Here is a 15,971-nt window from a genome sequence, read left to right on the forward strand (position 1 = left end):
AGAGGTCGGCCAATGCCAGCGTGAGAGTGATCAGGATCACTGACTGGATGAAGCTGGGCGTCGTTCCGAAACAGTGGTGGGAGAAGACGAAGACGACGTAGTGGATGAGATGCCGCGAGCATCGCAACGGATCACTTCGGCATTATACGGCTCCAATATTCTAGTTGACTAGGAAACCTCGTTGATTTAGTTTCCTAGTCAACAAAGGATGACTTATGACCTCGACCTCGGAACTGACCGATCACACCGGCTACTGGATGCGAATGGTGTCAAACGCCGTGTCGCAGGAGTTCGCGCGCAAGGTATCGGACGAGGATGTCACCGTCGCGGAGTGGGCGTTCATGCGAGCTCTCTACGACTTCGAGCCGACGCCTCCGTCAGTTTTGGCGGAGAGGATGGGCATGACCAAGGGTGCAATCAGCAAGCTCGCGGAAAGGCTGGCGGCCAAAGGACTGGTTAGGCGGGTGGAGAGCCGGGACGACAAGCGCGCTCACACCCTGTCCCTGACGACGGAGGGCCGGGCCAAAATCCCGGTCCTGGCATCGCTTGCCGACGAGAATGACGCTGAATTCTTCGGCGTGTTGACGAAGGAAGAGCGCGATGCGCTCGACCGTATTCTGAGGGTTCTCGCCGCACGGCGCCAGCTGACAGCACCCCCGGTGGACTGAACCCGCCGGCCAAACTCAATAATGAAGCGAAAGGAGGCCGCCATGGACGCGGAACGGATTTCTATTGCCGCAACTTGCCTGCACGCAGCTCACGATGGAAGCCTGAGCTTTCCGGAGATTGTTGGCAAACTGGTCGCTGCCGGCTTCGAGGGCTACACGGTCGACTATCGCCGCAACAGCCAGACCTGCTATCTGCCCGACGGCGACAGCGTAACGATGGATATGCAGCCCTCAGCTGGCAAAGTCGCCGCTGCCTTCGATGCCACCGAGGTGGAGCGCCTGGTGCGATGGGCGCAGGCGAACCCCGCCGACTACAGCTATGTCGCTTTCTGTGAGAAGGCGAAAGCCGCCGGCTGCGCGGGATACCTCGTCTCATTCCTGGGCCGGCGCGTCGTCTATTTCGGCCGCACCGCAGAGACCCATGTCGAACACTTCCCAAAGTGACGGGGGTGCCGGTCATGCCGCTTTCCGGCTTGCTCGTCGGCGGGGCCATTCCCGCCGTCTGCCTCGGGCCCGGCACCGTATTTGCGCGGGTGAGCCTAGGCGCCGGCGTATCCAGCCCTTTAGAACAGCCCTGATCGCCGCGTAGCCGGGGCGATGACGGACTATCACCCTGACGAGGCATGCGGCGACGTTCACGCGTTACCCGTTCAAGGACATCGGCCTTTCACGAAATTGAGGAGCTTCCCGGAAGGCGGCGTCCGACATTGGGCAAGTCTTGCCGCCGCAAAACAACGAGAGAGCGCAAGGCTGCCTCAATCTTTACGGTACTAAGCTTGTTCCGGAGCAGTGGAAAGAAATGGCGCACCCGAAGAGATTCGAACTCCTGACCCCCAGATTCGTAGTCTGGTGCTCTATCCAGCTGAGCTACGGGTGCGCTTTGAAGCCATGGGCGTGTTGCCCGGCTGCGAGCGATCTCCTACTGGGTCCGCCGTGCGATTGCAAGCGCCTTTTCTCAAAAAAATGAAATTGGTTGATCGGTGCCGCCTGGAATGTGGATGACGCCGTGCCGCCCTTGGGAAGCGTTGCGACCGTCGGGACGAATTCCGGGATCGCGCATGCTGAAGGCGACGCGGCCGCCAGCCCGCTCTGTCCGTGCCTAGGAGGCGCGGTTGCGGAAGGCGGCCAGCGGCACTGGTCGGTCCGGCAGCTCGATGCGGAACTGCGTGCCTTCGGTCGGCTTCTCCACGAGCGCGATCGTGCCGCCATGGGCAAGCACGAGCTCACGGGCGATCGCCAGCCCAAGGCCCGTTCCGCCGGAGCGCGTCGAGCCTCTAAAGGCGGTGAACAGATTTTCCCGGGCTTTCTCCGGCATACCGGGTCCGGTATCGTCGATCGTGATGGATACGACGCTGCCGGTGCGCACGGCCGCCACGGTCAGTCGGCCATGGTCGTGCTGCTGTGTCATGGCCTCGACCGCGTTCCGGCAGATGTTGTGGATCACCCGGAACAACTGTTCGCTGTCGGCGTCGACCTGAAGTCCGGCTTCGATCTGGATGGCGAACTCGACGCCCGAATGCCGGTCGTTGGCCAGCATTTCCGAAACGTCGACCACCAGCGGCGCCAGCGGAACGAAACGGCGGCGCGGAGCCGGCTCGCGCATGCGGCCATAGGCCAGAACGTCGGTGGTATAGCCGACGGCGCGATCGATGGTTCGCAAAAGCTTCGGCGCGATACGCTTGACGAGCGGATCATCGACATCGGCCAGACGGTCCGACATCAGCTGCGCCGACGACAGGATGTTGCGCATGTCGTGGTTGATCTTGGAGACGGCCAGGCCGAGATCGGCGAGGTTCTTCTGTTCCCGCAGGGTTCCTTGCAGTGCCTTTTGCATTTCCGCCAGGTGAGCGCCCGCCACGGCCAGTTCATCGTCGCCGTCGGCCGGCTGCAGCACCCGCGTACTGTCCGTGGGATCGGCGGCAAAGTCGCGCATGTTGCCCGTCATGCGGCGTATCGGGCGGATCAGCATCCGGTTGATGGCGAGGAAGATAAGCCCCCCGGTGATCGCGGAAAGAACGACGGTGAAGAACAGAACGTTGCGGGCATAGACGAGCATCGCCTTGCGCAGGGCCTTGTCGGCGAGCACCACTTCGATCGTGGTGTCGCTGTCACCGAGCGGGCCGTAGGCGCGGATGATCCGGTCCCCGCCGAAGAAGAGCGTGTCGAAGGCGTCGCAGATGGCCGAGATCGGCTCGACCGCGGCAAGGTCGTATTGCGCGTCGACGGTCGGCGGGATGTCGGCTACCGCGACGAGGCGCGCGGCATCATGGCGGCGCAGCACGATCGCCTTGGTGCCGGTGGCCATCAGCGTCTCGTCCTGCAGCGCCCGGGAGAGATCCTGCTGCGGGAACCCGTCTGCGACGATCGCGGCGGCGGCCGCAACGTTCAGCCGATCGCTCAGCCACCGGACCCGCATGCTTGCCACAGAGGGGACGAAGATCAGCACTTCCGCAAGGACGATGAAGGCGACCGTCAAAAGCAGCAGGCGCCCCGACAGCCCCTTCAGGGTGCTCGGCATCTGCACGCGTCCCAGCATCGGCGTAGTTTCGCTTTCCTTCATGGTCACTCCTGGCCATGCCATATCGGGATGGCGGCGTATCAGCGACGGTGTCTGTCGGCCCCCTCGGGTTCCTGACATCCGGACCGGCTGCGCGCGAGCGCAGATGTCGCATCGTTCCGGAAGTCTGGGCATGCCGGCGCATGCCGTTCAATATTCATCATAACGGATGTGGCCACGCATTCCAATCGGCGGGAGCGCGGCGGCAAGGGCTGCCGGACACCCGGCATGTCGCCAAACAAAAGGGTGGCGAACTGGCCGCCACCCCTCATCCATCGACTTGCTTGCTGTCGGAAGGCTCAGAACTCTTCCCAGCCGTCCGGGCTCACCGCCTGTGCCGCATTCCCGCGGCTGACGAACGCGCGTGCCACGTTGCTCACCATCTTGCGCGCCGGCGATTCGACCGGCCGGTGGGAGGGCTGGGCGACGACGACGGGGCTCTCGCCGGTGCGGAAGCGCGACACGAGGCTGGTCAGGCTGTCGGCTTCAGCCTTGAGCTTGTGGGTGGCAGCGGAGCTTTCCTCGACCATCGCCGCATTGTGCTGCGTGACCTGGTCCATCTGGTTTACCGCGGTGGATACTTCCTGCAGTCCAGTCGCCTGCTCGCGTGCTGCGGTGGCGATCGAGTGGATGTGGTCGTTGATCTTCATCACCCGGATCTCGATGTCGGCGAGCGATTCGCCGGTGGCCTGGACGTACTTTACCCCGACAGACACCTCGTCGCCGGACTTGGTGATGAGGCCCTTGATGTCCTTGGCGGCGCTTGCAGCGCGCTGCGCAAGCTCGCGCACCTCCTGCGCCACGACCGCGAAACCCTTGCCGGCGTCGCCCGCACGCGCCGCTTCCACGCCGGCGTTGAGCGCCAGAAGGTTGGTCTGGAAAGCGATCTCGTCGATCACGTTGATGATCTGCGTGATCTCGTTCGAGGCCTGTTCGATGCGCCCCATGGCGTCGATGGCATTGCGGACCACTTCGCCGGACTGCTTGGCGCTGCGGGTCGCCTCGCCGACCATGGTGGTCGCTTCCTGGGCGCGTTCGGTGGAATTGCGGACGGCTGCGGTGATCTGCTCCAGTGCTGCCGACGTCTCTTCCAGCGCGGCCGCCTGCTGTTCGGTGCGCTTGGAAAGGTCGTCGGATGCCGTGCGCAGTTCGCCGGAGTTGGCGTTGATGGAGTCGGTGGAGGCGCGCACATCGCGCATCGCGTTCTGCAGCGTTGCCAGCGTGCTGTTCACGTTGGTCTGCAGTTCGGCGAATGCGCCCTGGAACGAGCCGTTCATCTTGCTCGTCAGGTCGCCTTCGGCAAGCGCTGCGATCACGCGGCGCGTCTCATTGATGCCGGTATCGACGCTGCTGACGAGTTCGTTGACGCTGGCGGCGAACCGATTGAGGTCGGCGTTGCCGTAGTCCTTGTCGATGCGCTGCTTGAAATCGCCAGCGGCAGCGGCGTGCACCACGGTTGCGATCGAAGACTGCAGGTCGGCACTCTTCTCACGCAGGACCTGTTCCTGTGCGTTGAGGTCGCGGACCTCGATCGCGTTCTTGCGGAAAATGGCGACGGCGGCGGCCATGTCGCCGATCTCGTCCTTGCGGCCGGCATAGGGCACTTCGGTCGACAGGTCACCGGCGGCGAGCTGTTTCATGGTGGTCGTCACGTTCTGGATCGGTTGGCTCAGATGGTTGGTAGCGACGTAGAAGGCGGCACCCCCGCCGACGGCGAGGCCCAGCACGATCGTCGAGAGCACGAGTGCCAGCATGAGGGTCTGGAATTCGGATACGTCGGCCTTGATCGCGGCGAGGTTTGCGCGGTCGGTTTCGACGACGGCATCGATTTCCTGCTGGAACGCCTTGCGGTTGGCCCGGTTGGCGTCGTTGTTGCCCTGCTCGTTGGCGGCCTTGGGCGAGACTTCCGAGCCGAGCCGGGCGGTTTCTGTGCGGAACGTGCGGAATTCGGCGGCGCGGCTTACCACGGCCTCGAACGCCTTCATCTGCGCCTCAGGAACCTTCGGACGCCAGGCGGTCAGGGTCTTGTCGATCTCGTCCAGTTCGCTCCGGATGCCGCTTGCGAATTTCTGTGCGGCCTCGGTGGTGGGCGAGCTGTAGACGCCGCGCGCCTCCATGACGACGGCGGTCACCTGCCGGTTGAGATGCTCGCCGAGATAGGCGCGATCGGCAGCGTTTTCGAACTGGCGAAGCTTGTGGTCGTACTGATAGACGACGCCGATCGCCATGCCGCCGATGACGATGGCGATCATCCCCATCAATCCTACGATGAGATAAATTCTTGCGCGTATTTTCATTGCGGCCCCCTCTGCCACGAGAAAGAATTGCACAGGCAGCGGCTGGCCGCACTGAATGCTGCCTATTTTGTAGTCTTTAAAAGTTAATGAGAATTCTAATGGATACTAACGTGATAAAGCGTGCGGAAGCATTTCGGACTTGATTTTCGTCAAGGAAATCAGCTTCTTCAGATAACGTTACGTAAGGCCGTTGTCCGCGTCGCGCAACTACGCCACCAGAACTTGCAATTCCACGTTAAGCCATTTCGCGTTTTGCCCCGCATTTGCGGCGTGGAATTGACTTTCCCCGGGCTTTGCCCTTATAAGCCGCGCACGTCCGGGCGGGCCGTCATATTGTGATGGCCGACAGCGTCCGTAAACGTAACGCTCCTTGCTTAAACGCAAACCCAAGAAGGGCCGCACACCGCGGTATTAAAATAAATGTCGAAGCGTACCTTTCAGCCTTCCAAGCTTGTTCGCAAGCGTCGCCATGGCTTCCGTGCCCGTATGGCCACCAAGGGCGGTCGCGCGGTTCTTTCCGCTCGCCGTGCACGCGGCCGCAAGCGTCTTTCGGCCTAAGGCCGCGCTTGCCCGAAGCGAGATAGCCGGGCAATGACGAAGAATGACGAAAAATTGACTGTCGGACGGCTGAAAAGCCGCCCGCAGTTTCTTTTTGTTCGGGACGGCGAGAAGCGCAAGGGGCCGCTGTTCCTTCTTGAACTGCGCGACCGGCAGGAGCCGGAAACCGCGCCGCGCGTCGGCTTCACCGTCACGAAGAAGCACGGAAATGCCGTCGAACGCAATCGCATGCGCCGTCGCCTGAAGGAGGCCGTGCGACTGTCCGCCGGGTTTGCAATGGCGCCCGGACACGACTATGTCATTGTCGCCAGACGCGACATTCTCAATGCGAGCTTCGCAGAGCTTCAGGACCGTCTTCGCGAGCGCATCAGCAACAGGCAGAAACAAAAGAGGCCGGCTTCCGCAGGCCCCGGGAAAGAATGATGGAAAACAACCGCAATTATTTCGTGGCGATTGCGCTGTCGGTGCTGATCCTGATCGCCTGGCAGTTCCTCTACGTCAATCCGAAGATCGAGCGCGAGCGTTCGGTCGCCGAGATGCAGGCGGAACTGGACAAGGCCAACCCGGTGACACCGCAGGGCACGACCGCAGCGTCGGAATCGGCGCCGTCCGCCGGCGCGGTGCCGGGCACGACCACGGAAGGCGGCCAGGCGGCTGCGCCCCAGTCGGTGCGCATCCAGATTGACACGCCGTCGCTGCTCGGCTCCATCAACCTCACCGGCGCCCGCTTCGACGACCTGAAGCTGCGCGAGTATCACGAGACCGTCGACCGCTCGAGCCCGATAATCACGCTGCTGAGCCCCGCCGAGACGGAGCATGGTTACTTTGCCGAAGTTGCCTATGTCGGCAACGAGACGACGGGCCAGGTCCCCGGCCCGCAGACGGTCTGGACCCAGGAGGGCGAGGGTAAGCTGACGACCACGACGCCGGTGACGCTCAGCTATACCAACGACAAGGGCATCAAGTTCGTCCGCACCGTCGCGGCCGACGAGCACTACATGTTCACCGTGACGGACTCGATCGAGAATGCGTCCGGCGCGCCGATCTCGCTGTCGAGCTATGGGCGCGTGACCCGGTTCTCCAAGCCGACCACGCCGAGCGTCTACGTGCTGCACGAAGGCTTTATCGGCTACCTCGGCGAACTCGGCCTGCACGAGGTGAGTTACTCCTCCGCTGAAGACGACACCACGATCGCGCCCGGAAGAGCCACCAGCGGCTGGCTCGGCATTACCGACAAGTACTGGGCGACGGCGCTGATCCCGCCGCAGGCAACCCCCTACGAGACCCGCTTCTCCCACTTTACCGACGGGCGCCCGCGCTTCCAGGCCGATTTCCGGCAGGAGCCGATCACGATCGCGCCGGGTCAGAAGGGCGAGGTCAAGAACATGCTGTTCGGCGGCGCCAAGGAAGTTCCGGTCATCGACAGCTACCAGACGTCGCTGTCCATTCCGCGCTTCGACCTGATGATCGACTGGGGCTGGTTCTGGTTCTTCACCAAGCCGATGTTCCAGTTGCTCGACTTCTTCTTCCGCTATTTCGGCAATTTCGGCATCGCCATCCTCATCACCACCATCGTCGTCAAGGGCGTCTTCTTCCCGCTCGCCAGCAAGCAATATGCATCGATGGCGAACATGAAGCGGCTGCAGCCGAAGATGGAAGAGCTGAAGGCCAAGTTCGGCGACGATCGCATGGGCCTGCAGCAGGCCATGATGGCGCTGTACAAGGAAGAGAAGATCAATCCGCTTGCCGGCTGCTGGCCGATCCTCTTGCAGATCCCGGTCTTCTTCGCGCTCTACAAGGTCATCTACATCACGATCGAAATGCGCCACGCGCCGTTCTTCGGGTGGATCCAGGACCTTTCCGCGCCCGATCCGACGTCGCTGTTCAACCTGTTCGGGCTACTGCCCTGGGACGTTCCGCATGCGCTGCTGATCGGCGTCTGGCCGCTGATCATGGGCTTCACCATGTTCCTGCAGATGCGCATGAACCCGACGCCGCCGGATCCGACCCAGGCGATGATCTTCACCTGGATGCCGGTCGTCTTCACCTTCATGCTGGCGAGCTTCCCGGCCGGCCTGGTCATCTACTGGGCATGGAACAACACGCTCTCCGTCATGCAGCAGGCCGTCATCATGAAGCGTCACGGCGTGAAGATCGAACTGTTCGACAATCTCAAGGGTGTTTTCCGCAGGAAGAAACCCGATCCGGCCAAGTAGCCGGCCTTCATCGAAGTCGCTCCCGAAGCCCCGGTTCGCCGGGGCTTCTTGCGGTTTGGGCCTTGATTGTGATGCCCGCATTGCGACACCTGCCTGTCGTTGCCGCATGCGTCAGCCAGACGCCGTTCTGCCATGATGTCCCGTCCACTCTCGGCGAGCCTCATCATGCCTGCACCCGTGGTTTCAACTCAGACCGCCCGCGCCGGGGTTCGTGGCGAGAGGATCGGCGCGGCAATGGTGCTGGGCTCTGCGATCGTCTGGAGCTTTGGCGGCGTGCTCGCCCGCATGCTCGACATTGAGGACGGCTGGACCGTCATTTTCTGGCGCTCGCTCTTTGCTGCCCTGTTCCTGCTGGCCTTCATGCTGCTGCGCGATGGCGTCCGGGGCACGCGGGCGCTTTTCGCCGACATGGGAATGGCGGGCTTTGCCGTCGGTGCCTGCTTTGCGACGGCGTCCACCTCGTTCATTCTCGCGCTTGCCTATACGACGGTTGCCAATGTCGTGCTGATCCAGGCAAGCGTCCCGCTGATTGCGGCCTTGCTCGGCTGGGTGCTCTTCGGCGAGCGGGTCGGCGCGGCCACTTGGGTGGCAATCGCGGCGGTCATTTGCGGGGTCGCAATCATGGTTTCCGGGTCCCTGACGGGCAGCGTCTCCCCGCTCGGTGATGCCCTGGCACTCCTGATCGCCTTTGCCTTCGCCTCGGCGACCGTGATCACGCGGCGCTATTCCGATGTGCGCATGACGCCCGCCGGCTTCACGGGGGCCGTTCTCGCCGCCGGCGCTGCAGCAAGCCAGACGAGCGGCTTTGCCGTGACCGCCGGCGAGCTCGGTATTCTGGTCGTCTTCGGCGCGCTGAACTTCGGGCTGGGCCTTGCGCTGTTCGTCACCGGCGCGCGCCTGATCCCGTCGGCGCTGGCAGCTCTTCTCGGAACGGCGGAGACGGTCTTGCAGCCGCTCTGGGTTGCGATCTTCCACGACGAGATTCCCGGCGAGCGCACGGTCGTCGGCGGCGCAATCGTCCTAGCGGCGCTACTATGCCACCTCGGGCGGGAGATGTGGCGCCAGCGCCGTGGCTGAGCGCAACCGCGTTGTCGCTTGACAATGCCGGGCAAAACCTTGAAGCCGGGCAGACAATTCGCGAAGGCCGAGAGAGATGACTGTGACGAAATCCGACGACAAACCGCTTTTCGGCCGGCCCTGGATCTTCATTCGCGGCGTGCCGGCGATGAAGTTCCTGCCGCCCGAGGGCCCGCCGGAAATTGCCTTCGCCGGTCGTTCCAATGTCGGAAAGTCGTCGCTGATCAATGCGCTGGTCGGCCACAAGGGGCTGGCGCGCACGTCCAATACGCCGGGGCGCACGCAGGAGCTGAACTACTTCGTGCCGGACGGCTTTTCCGGCGAGGCGGACGACCTGCCGCCGATGGCGCTCGTCGACATGCCGGGCTACGGCTATGCCCAGGCACCGAAGGAGCAGGTCGACGCATGGACCAAGCTCGTCTTCGACTACCTGCGCGGCCGTTCCACGCTCAAGCGCGTCTACGTGCTGATCGACAGTCGCCACGGCATCAAGAAGAACGACGAGGAGGTGTTCGACCTGCTCGACAAGGCGGCCGTCTCTTACCAGATCGTGCTGACGAAGACCGACAAGATCAAGGAAGCCGGCGTGCCCCGGCTGATCGGCGAGACGGCGGAAAAGCTGCGCAAGCGGCCTGCGGCCTATCCTGAGGTGCTGGCGACGTCGTCGGAGAAGGGCCGCGGACTCGATACACTGCGCGACGCCATCGTGACGACGATCACGCGCTGAAACACCCGATGCCGAAGAACCGCGACGTTCTCCGGATCGTAAATCCGCACTGTTGAACGTTCCTGCCCGAGTTGAACATTCCTCCGGTGTGTTGACCTGCGTCACTACACCGTCATCAAACGTGCCCTATCTGCTAGGTCGTCGTGCGTCCGACCGGACGCGCGCGGGAAGCAGTAGACTCGAGTTTGCGCATGCGCGACCAGAAGACCGTGCCGGTCCGCGGGGCATGCGCCAGCAGTATCAAGCGGTCGGCGTCCGCCGACGCGGTTTCAACAGGGAGCACGCTCATGTCCGATTTGATCGTAGTGGGATTTGATACGCCGGACGAGGCCGACAAGGTCCTCGTAAAGCTGAACGGCCTGAAGAAGGAATATCTGATCGATCTGGAAGATGCCGTGGTCGTCGTCCGCGACACGGCCGGCAAGGTTCACTTGAAGCAGAGCATGAACCTGACGGCGATCGGCGCCTCATCCGGCCTGCTTTCCGGCGCCCTGTGGGGCGGCCTCGTCGGGCTCCTGTTCCTCAACCCGCTGGCCGGCTTCGCCATCGGCGGCGCCGTCGGCGCAGGCGCAGGCGCTCTCTCCGGATCGCTCGCCGATTACGGCATCGACGACGAGTTCATCAAGTCACTGGGCGATACGATCCCGAACGACTCCTCGGCTCTCTTCATCCTCGTGCGCAAGGTTCAGCCGGAGAAGGTGCTGGCCGAGTTTCAGGGCGTCCGCGGGCGCGTACTCAAGACGTCGCTCTCGCCCGAGCAGGAAAAGAAGCTGCAGGAAGCCCTCTCCGGCGCCGCCGCACAACCCGCCGCTCCCGCCGCGAGCTGATACTGGCGGGCGACGTTCGTTGAACGAGCGTCGCCAGCAAGTGGGGCCATCGCGGACCTGACGATGGCCCCTGCCGATGCCGATCCGCCCGACCAGACGCGTGCGTCGCACGCCCCTGATGGGCCAGGGATCAGCTCTTCGGCAACAGCACCCTATCGATCACATGGATCACGCCGTTCGATTGCTTGACGTCGGCGATCGTCACCGTCGCGACGCCGCCCGTCTCGTCGGTCAGGGTCAGCTTGTCGCCATCCATCCTGGCCTTGAGAACGCAGCCGCCCACGGTCGCGACATCGTGCTCGCCGCCGTCGTCGGCAATCATCTTGCCGATCGCCGCAGCCATCGCGTCGGCCTGTACGACATGGCATGTCAGTACGGTAGTCAAAGTTGCCTTGTTCTCAGGCTTCAGCAGCGTGTCGACCGTGCCGGCGGGAAGAGCCATGAAGGCCTCGTTCGTCGGCGCGAAGACGGTGAAGGGGCCGTCGCCCTCCAGTGTCTCGACAAGGCCAGCGGCCTTGACAGCCGCGACCAGCGTCGTGTGGTCTTTCGAGTTGGCCGCATTCTGGACGATGCTCTTGTCCTCATACATGGCCGCCCCGCCGACCATGGGGTTCTTGGCCTGTGCCGTGAGCGCTCCGAGGCAGAGGATCGAGGCGGTCGCGACGAGGGATATCCCTGATATGCGCATGTTTCCAATCCTTCCGTACTGCTTTTTGAAAAAACGGCCTTGCTGCCGTCACGATTGTCTACGGAAGATCGAATGAGAAAGTTTCACCGCCGGTGCGCAATCCATGAGGCGGGTGTTGCCGGTACAGCAAGGAGAACCTGCCGTCCCTGGTTCAGAAGCTCCGTGCCCTGCCCGAAGCGATCACGGGACCGGTGGCAACGCCGGTGGGCGAGCCTCCGAGCGGCTCGACGCTGACGGCGAGCACCGCTCCCCTCAGTCGCGGCCGCATCGCGTCCGGTATGCGGATCATGCCATCGCCCGATTGCGGCAGGACGCCGAGCGATACGGGTGCCTTTCCGTCCTCGACGAGCCAGAGTTCGAGTGACTTGGCGCTTTCCTGCTTGGCCGCGACCGGGGTCATCATCAGCATGCCTTTCGCCGCGTCGAAGTGTGCGACGAGGCCCATCGGGCTGCCTGTGCCTGCGAGCTCGGCGATCTGTTCGGGTGCCGGCGGAGCGGAACGGAAGATTTCGGGGCCGAGCGCGACGAGCCCCACCGAGAGCGCCGTCATCGCCAGCGCCGCCCCGCGCCAGAAGGGCAGGGAAGCCCAGATGCTGCGCTGTGGTCGTGCCTGTCGCGTCGCCGGTTCGAAGATGCGCTGCTCGATTACGGAATAGACGCGCGGTGAGGGCGGCATCGTTTCCAGCTCGTGATTGATGGTCGACAGGTTTTCTTCCCATCGGTTGACCATGGCCGCGAATACCCGGTCATTGCGGAGCCGGGCCTCGACCTTGCGTCGGTCCTCCGCCGATAGAACGCCAAGGACATACTCGCCTGCGATCACCTCGTCGCGGCGCGGATCCCTGCTGTTCTGGTCGGGCGTTGTCATGATCCCAGGCACTCTCTCAATTTCAGCAGGCTTCTGCGAAGCCAGGTCTTCATGGTGTTCAGCGGCACGCCATGGCGCGTGGCAAGCTCCTCGTAGCTCAGGCCCTCGACATAGGCCGCCCGCACAGCCGAGGCCTTGTCTGTCTCCAGGCGCCTCAAGCAACCCTCGATGCGGCGCCCTTCCGACCGTTGGATGGAATTTTCCTCCGGGCTCGGGTCCGTATCGGCGATATCATATGCTTCCTCGATGTCGCTTGCCACTGGTCTTCGCGCGCGGATCACGTCAATCGCATGATGGCGCGCGATCGCGGCAAGCCAGGCAAAGGCGCTCGTTTCGCCTGGTGCAAAGCGATCGGCTCTCTGCCAGATCTTGACGTAGATTTCCTGCAGGGCCTCCTCGGCATCCTCGCGCCTACCGAGCATACGCAGGCAGATCGGAAAGAGTTTCGCGCAGGTCAGATCGTAGAGCCGACGGAACGCCTGCCGGTCCTTCAGGCTGATGCGACCGATCAGGTAGGAGATTTCGTCGTCACGCACGGAGTGCCCTTTTCTTCCCCGGAGGCGCATGTCATCCGGCCCGCCTGCTGCTGCATATATGGCGCGGAGCGGATTAGGAAAGAGCAGCGCCCGCCGCCGCATTCGTCATTCCATCGTCACGCGACATGCGTTAAACAGGCGCCGACAATTTTGCGAGGCTCTCATGTCCCTGACCGAAAGCGAAACCCAGGCCCGGCTGCTGGCGCAGGCTCTGCCCTACATGCAGCGTTACGAGAACAAGACCATCGTGGTGAAGTACGGCGGCCATGCGATGGGCAATCCGGAGCTCGGCAAGGCATTCGCCAGCGACATCGCGCTTCTCAAGCAGTCGGGCGTCAATCCGATTGTCGTCCATGGCGGCGGGCCGCAGATCGGCGCCATGCTCGCCAAGATGGGAATCGAATCAAAGTTTGAAGGCGGCCTGCGCGTGACCGACCAGATGACGGTCGAGATCGTCGAGATGGTGCTGGCAGGCTCGATCAACAAGGAGATCGTCGCCCTGATCAACCAGACGGGCGAATGGGCGATCGGGCTCTGCGGCAAGGACGGCAACATGGTCTTCGCCGAGAAGGCCAAGAAGACCGTTGTCGATCCGGACAGCAATATCGAGCGCGTCCTGGATCTGGGCTTCGTCGGCGAAGTGGTGGAGGTGGATCGCACGCTGATCGACCTGCTGGCGAAATCCGAGATGATTCCGGTCATCGCCCCCGTTGCGCCCGGCCGCGACGGCCACACCTACAACATCAACGCCGACACGTTCGCCGGCGCGATCGCAGGAGCGCTGAACGCCACGCGCCTCTTGTTCCTGACCGACGTGCCCGGCGTTCTCAACAAGCAGGGCGAGCTGATCAAGGAGCTTTCGGTTTCCGAAGCCCGGGCGCTGATCAAGGACGGCACGATCTCCGGCGGCATGATCCCCAAGGTAGAGACCTGCATCGACGCCATCAAGGCGGGCGTTCAGGGCGTGGTCATCCTCAACGGCAAGACCGCGCACTCCGTACTGCTCGAAATCTTCACCGAGCGCGGCGCCGGCACGCTGATCGTGCCCTGACCATGTGCGCGGGCAGCCATTGAAAACTCGGCCCGCGCCGCCCCTTGCGCCTGAAGCCCTCAGGGTGAGCCGTAGACGGTCGCCGCCTGCCTGCCCAGCCATTCGATCATGGCGCGGTAGGGCCCGGGGCCGTAGCTGACGCGGGCGACACCGAGTTTGGCAAGCGCTGCGACCGCCGGCACGCCGGCCCTCATCATCACGTTGACGGGCAAGGGCACTGCGTCGCAGATGCGTCCGATCAGTCCGCTCTCCGCCAGTCCCGGGACGAAGAACCCGCTGGCGCCGGCTTGCGCATAGGCCCGGCCTCGTTCGATTGCGGCGTCCACCAGCGCTTCGTGCCGGCTTGCGTCGGGCTGTTGCAGGAAAAGGTCCGTTCGGGCGTTGATGAAGAACGGCGTCCCCTTGTTCTCTGCCATTAGCCGGATGGTGCGGATGCGCCGTGTCTGCAGGTCGACGGGATGGATGCCCGAGCCGCCTATCACCTGATCCTCGAAATTGATGCCGACCGCCCCCGCATCGACGATCCGCGACACGTTCAGGGCCACGTCGTCCGGTTCGACGGCATAGCCACCCTCGAAGTCGATCGTGACGGGGAGATCGGTCGCATCCACGATCGACCGGGCGATTTCCGCAAGGCGAAGGAGCGGAACGGCTTGGCCGTCCGGATAGCCGCCGGCGGCTGCGACCGACCAGCTTCCGGTGGCGATCGCCTTTGCGCCCGCGGCAGCGACGGCCTTGGCGCTGCCTGCATCCCAGATGTTGTACAGCACCAACGGGTCGCCCCTTCGATGCAACTCGGCAAACGCCTCGGCTCTCAATTTCTGTTCCATGCCCTGCCTCCGCTGGAGAGTATCCTGCCCATCGTCCTGAGCAGGATGGGGGGCTTCCACTCCGCCAGGCCAGGGTCGAAATAGCATGTAGGCTTGCTATCCGGATTTCCAGCCTCTCGGCCGACCCGGCGACGGAAAAGGACGGACGGGGTGCTACTTCCACATCAACAGAAGCAGGATGCCCGTGACGATGAGCGTGCAACCAGCCGCCTCCATGCGGTTGATCCGCTCGCGGAAGACGAAATAGGAGGACGCGAAGGTGAAGAGCAGTTCGATCTGGCCGAGCGCGCGCACATAGGCAACCTGCTGCAGCGCCATCGCGGTGAACCAGCAGGCCGAACCGGTGACGCCCGCAAGTCCGACGATGGAGGAGGAGCGCCAGGAGCGGATGACACGGCCGATCTCCGAGGGATCCTTGAGAAGCATCCAGCCGAGCATGAAAACGGTCTGGAACGTGGTGACGCAGGCAAGCGTCACGGCCGCCTGCATGACGGGGTTCGGGCCATCCAGCGACAGCGCCGCCGAACGATAGGCGACGGCGGAAATGCCGAAGATCGCGCCCGACGCGATGCCGATCAGGGCGGTTCTGCCGGTCAAGGCCACAAGAAGATTGCGCCACGACAGCGGCATGCGGGCGACCGAAATCATCATCACGCCGACCACGCCCACGACGATCGCGCCGATGGCGCCCGGCGTCAGCCGTTCGCCTAGAAGCAGAAGCCCGAAGATCGCAGCCTGCACCGGCTCGGTCTTGGAATAAGCCGTGCCGACGGCGAAGTTGCGCAGCGAGAAGAGATAGACGAGCAGGATGGTGGCGAAGATTTGTGCCAGCCCGCCGATGACCGACCAAACGGCGAACGAAACACTGAGATCAGGGAAGGGGTAGCCCGCGAAATGGTGCAGCGCCGTCACGTAGGCGATCGCGATGGGAAAGCCGTAGCCGAAGCGGACGAAGCTCGCACCGGTCGTTCCGAGCGCACTGCGCAAATGCTTCTGCAGCGCCGATCTGAGGTTCTGCAGGAACGCGGCGCAAATGGTAATGACGATCCAGGCTTCCATTGATGCGGGCTA

The 15,971-nt window shown here is 63.4% G+C and carries 16 protein-coding genes and 1 tRNA gene; 9 read left to right on the forward strand and 8 right to left on the reverse strand.

Features of this window, described 5'->3' with window-relative positions:
* The first annotated feature begins 215 nt into the window (after nucleotides 1-215).
* Nucleotides 216-668: a MarR family winged helix-turn-helix transcriptional regulator gene (locus CRO48_RS14205; protein WP_097140352.1), complete on the forward strand. Its 453-nt coding sequence runs from the start codon at nucleotides 216-218 to the stop codon at nucleotides 666-668.
* Nucleotides 669-710: 42 nt separating this feature from the next.
* Entirely contained in the window at nucleotides 711-1,112 is a 402-nt protein-coding gene (locus tag CRO48_RS14210) for a DUF1398 domain-containing protein (RefSeq protein WP_097140529.1), read from the forward strand.
* A gap of 356 nt (nucleotides 1,113-1,468) precedes the next feature.
* Here the strand turns inward: CRO48_RS14210 and CRO48_RS14215 are convergent.
* The 3 genes from CRO48_RS14215 to CRO48_RS14225 all read right to left on the reverse strand — a co-directional run bounded on the left by CRO48_RS14215 (nucleotide 1,469) and on the right by CRO48_RS14225 (nucleotide 5,522).
* A tRNA-Arg gene (locus CRO48_RS14215) sits at nucleotides 1,469-1,545 on the reverse strand.
* A gap of 222 nt (nucleotides 1,546-1,767) precedes the next feature.
* A complete protein-coding gene (locus tag CRO48_RS14220) occupies nucleotides 1,768-3,228 on the reverse strand; it encodes a sensor histidine kinase (protein WP_097140354.1) in 1,461 nt (486 codons plus the stop codon).
* Nucleotides 3,229-3,524: 296 nt separating this feature from the next.
* The gene (locus tag CRO48_RS14225) at nucleotides 3,525-5,522 is read right to left on the reverse strand and encodes a methyl-accepting chemotaxis protein (protein WP_097140356.1); all 1,998 of its coding nucleotides are present in this window, start codon (nucleotides 5,520-5,522) and stop codon (nucleotides 3,525-3,527) included.
* 420 nt (nucleotides 5,523-5,942) lie between these two features.
* On the opposite strand from CRO48_RS14225, the gene rpmH reads away from it, so the two are divergent.
* The 6 genes from rpmH to CRO48_RS14255 all read left to right on the forward strand — a co-directional run bounded on the left by rpmH (nucleotide 5,943) and on the right by CRO48_RS14255 (nucleotide 10,927).
* On the forward strand, nucleotides 5,943-6,080 hold the full coding sequence (gene rpmH / locus CRO48_RS14230) for a 50S ribosomal protein L34 (protein WP_097140358.1): 138 nt from the start codon (nucleotides 5,943-5,945) through the stop codon (nucleotides 6,078-6,080).
* A 33-nt stretch (nucleotides 6,081-6,113) separates the two neighbouring features.
* Nucleotides 6,114-6,503, forward strand: a complete 390-nt coding sequence (rnpA, locus tag CRO48_RS14235) for a ribonuclease P protein component (protein WP_097140361.1) — start codon at nucleotides 6,114-6,116, stop codon at nucleotides 6,501-6,503.
* On the forward strand, nucleotides 6,503-8,296 hold the full coding sequence (gene yidC, locus CRO48_RS14240; protein WP_176526758.1) for a membrane protein insertase YidC: 1,794 nt from the start codon (nucleotides 6,503-6,505) through the stop codon (nucleotides 8,294-8,296). The genes rnpA and yidC overlap by 1 nt, the downstream gene beginning before the upstream one ends.
* A 165-nt stretch (nucleotides 8,297-8,461) precedes the next feature.
* Nucleotides 8,462-9,373, forward strand: coding sequence for a DMT family transporter (locus tag CRO48_RS14245; protein ID WP_245423527.1), 912 nt, complete (start codon nucleotides 8,462-8,464; stop codon nucleotides 9,371-9,373).
* 76 nt (nucleotides 9,374-9,449) lie between these two features.
* Entirely contained in the window at nucleotides 9,450-10,100 is a 651-nt protein-coding gene (yihA, locus tag CRO48_RS14250) for a ribosome biogenesis GTP-binding protein YihA/YsxC (RefSeq protein ID WP_097140367.1), read from the forward strand.
* A gap of 287 nt (nucleotides 10,101-10,387) precedes the next feature.
* Nucleotides 10,388-10,927 carry a DUF1269 domain-containing protein gene (locus CRO48_RS14255; RefSeq protein WP_097140369.1) on the forward strand — a complete coding sequence of 180 codons (540 nt, stop codon included), beginning with the start codon at nucleotides 10,388-10,390 and terminating at the stop codon, nucleotides 10,925-10,927.
* 130 nt (nucleotides 10,928-11,057) lie between these two features.
* On the opposite strand, the gene CRO48_RS14260 is transcribed toward CRO48_RS14255, so the two are convergent.
* From CRO48_RS14260 to CRO48_RS14270, 3 genes are all read right to left on the reverse strand, one after another.
* Entirely contained in the window at nucleotides 11,058-11,615 is a 558-nt protein-coding gene (locus tag CRO48_RS14260; protein WP_097140371.1) for a fasciclin domain-containing protein, read from the reverse strand.
* A gap of 151 nt (nucleotides 11,616-11,766) precedes the next feature.
* Nucleotides 11,767-12,483 carry an anti-sigma factor gene (locus tag CRO48_RS14265; protein ID WP_097140373.1) on the reverse strand — a complete coding sequence of 239 codons (717 nt, stop codon included), beginning with the start codon at nucleotides 12,481-12,483 and terminating at the stop codon, nucleotides 11,767-11,769.
* Nucleotides 12,480-13,019 carry a sigma-70 family RNA polymerase sigma factor gene (locus CRO48_RS14270; protein ID WP_097140375.1) on the reverse strand — a complete coding sequence of 180 codons (540 nt, stop codon included), beginning with the start codon at nucleotides 13,017-13,019 and terminating at the stop codon, nucleotides 12,480-12,482. The genes CRO48_RS14265 and CRO48_RS14270 overlap by 4 nt, the downstream gene beginning before the upstream one ends.
* A gap of 163 nt (nucleotides 13,020-13,182) precedes the next feature.
* Between CRO48_RS14270 and argB the strand changes: the two genes are divergently transcribed.
* Complete coding sequence (argB, locus tag CRO48_RS14275; RefSeq protein ID WP_097140377.1) at nucleotides 13,183-14,070, forward strand: acetylglutamate kinase; 888 nt, start codon at nucleotides 13,183-13,185, stop codon at nucleotides 14,068-14,070.
* Nucleotides 14,071-14,129: 59 nt separating this feature from the next.
* Here argB and CRO48_RS14280 read toward each other — a convergent pair whose 3' ends face one another.
* A complete protein-coding gene (locus CRO48_RS14280) occupies nucleotides 14,130-14,900 on the reverse strand; it encodes an isocitrate lyase/PEP mutase family protein (protein ID WP_097140379.1) in 771 nt (256 codons plus the stop codon).
* Nucleotides 14,901-15,053: 153 nt separating this feature from the next.
* Nucleotides 15,054-15,959 carry an EamA family transporter gene (locus CRO48_RS14285; protein WP_097140382.1) on the reverse strand — a complete coding sequence of 302 codons (906 nt, stop codon included), beginning with the start codon at nucleotides 15,957-15,959 and terminating at the stop codon, nucleotides 15,054-15,056.
* Nucleotides 15,960-15,971: the final 12 nt, after the last annotated feature.

Source organism: Rhizobium subbaraonis (assembly GCF_900220975.1).
GTDB lineage: Bacteria > Pseudomonadota > Alphaproteobacteria > Rhizobiales > Rhizobiaceae > Mycoplana > Mycoplana subbaraonis.

Bases quoted from the DNA above. Each gene is read 5' to 3' on its own strand.
- CRO48_RS14285 (WP_097140382.1), bottom strand. From the start codon at position 15,959: ATGGAAGCCTGGATCGTCATTACCATTTGCGCCGCGTTCCTGCAGAAC.
- yihA (WP_097140367.1), top strand. From the start codon at position 9,450: ATGACTGTGACGAAATCCGACGACAAACCGCTTTTCGGCCGGCCCTGG.
- CRO48_RS14260 (WP_097140371.1), bottom strand. From the start codon at position 11,615: ATGCGCATATCAGGGATATCCCTCGTCGCGACCGCCTCGATCCTCTGC.
- CRO48_RS14220 (WP_097140354.1), bottom strand. From the start codon at position 3,228: ATGAAGGAAAGCGAAACTACGCCGATGCTGGGACGCGTGCAGATGCCG.
- rpmH (WP_097140358.1), top strand. From the start codon at position 5,943: ATGTCGAAGCGTACCTTTCAGCCTTCCAAGCTTGTTCGCAAGCGTCGC.
- rnpA (WP_097140361.1), top strand. From the start codon at position 6,114: ATGACGAAGAATGACGAAAAATTGACTGTCGGACGGCTGAAAAGCCGC.
- CRO48_RS14265 (WP_097140373.1), bottom strand. From the start codon at position 12,483: ATGACAACGCCCGACCAGAACAGCAGGGATCCGCGCCGCGACGAGGTG.
- yidC (WP_176526758.1), top strand. From the start codon at position 6,503: ATGGAAAACAACCGCAATTATTTCGTGGCGATTGCGCTGTCGGTGCTG.
- CRO48_RS14245 (WP_245423527.1), top strand. From the start codon at position 8,462: ATGCCTGCACCCGTGGTTTCAACTCAGACCGCCCGCGCCGGGGTTCGT.
- CRO48_RS14280 (WP_097140379.1), bottom strand. From the start codon at position 14,900: ATGGAACAGAAATTGAGAGCCGAGGCGTTTGCCGAGTTGCATCGAAGG.
- CRO48_RS14255 (WP_097140369.1), top strand. From the start codon at position 10,388: ATGTCCGATTTGATCGTAGTGGGATTTGATACGCCGGACGAGGCCGAC.
- CRO48_RS14205 (WP_097140352.1), top strand. From the start codon at position 216: ATGACCTCGACCTCGGAACTGACCGATCACACCGGCTACTGGATGCGA.
- CRO48_RS14225 (WP_097140356.1), bottom strand. From the start codon at position 5,522: ATGAAAATACGCGCAAGAATTTATCTCATCGTAGGATTGATGGGGATG.
- argB (WP_097140377.1), top strand. From the start codon at position 13,183: ATGTCCCTGACCGAAAGCGAAACCCAGGCCCGGCTGCTGGCGCAGGCT.
- CRO48_RS14210 (WP_097140529.1), top strand. From the start codon at position 711: ATGGACGCGGAACGGATTTCTATTGCCGCAACTTGCCTGCACGCAGCT.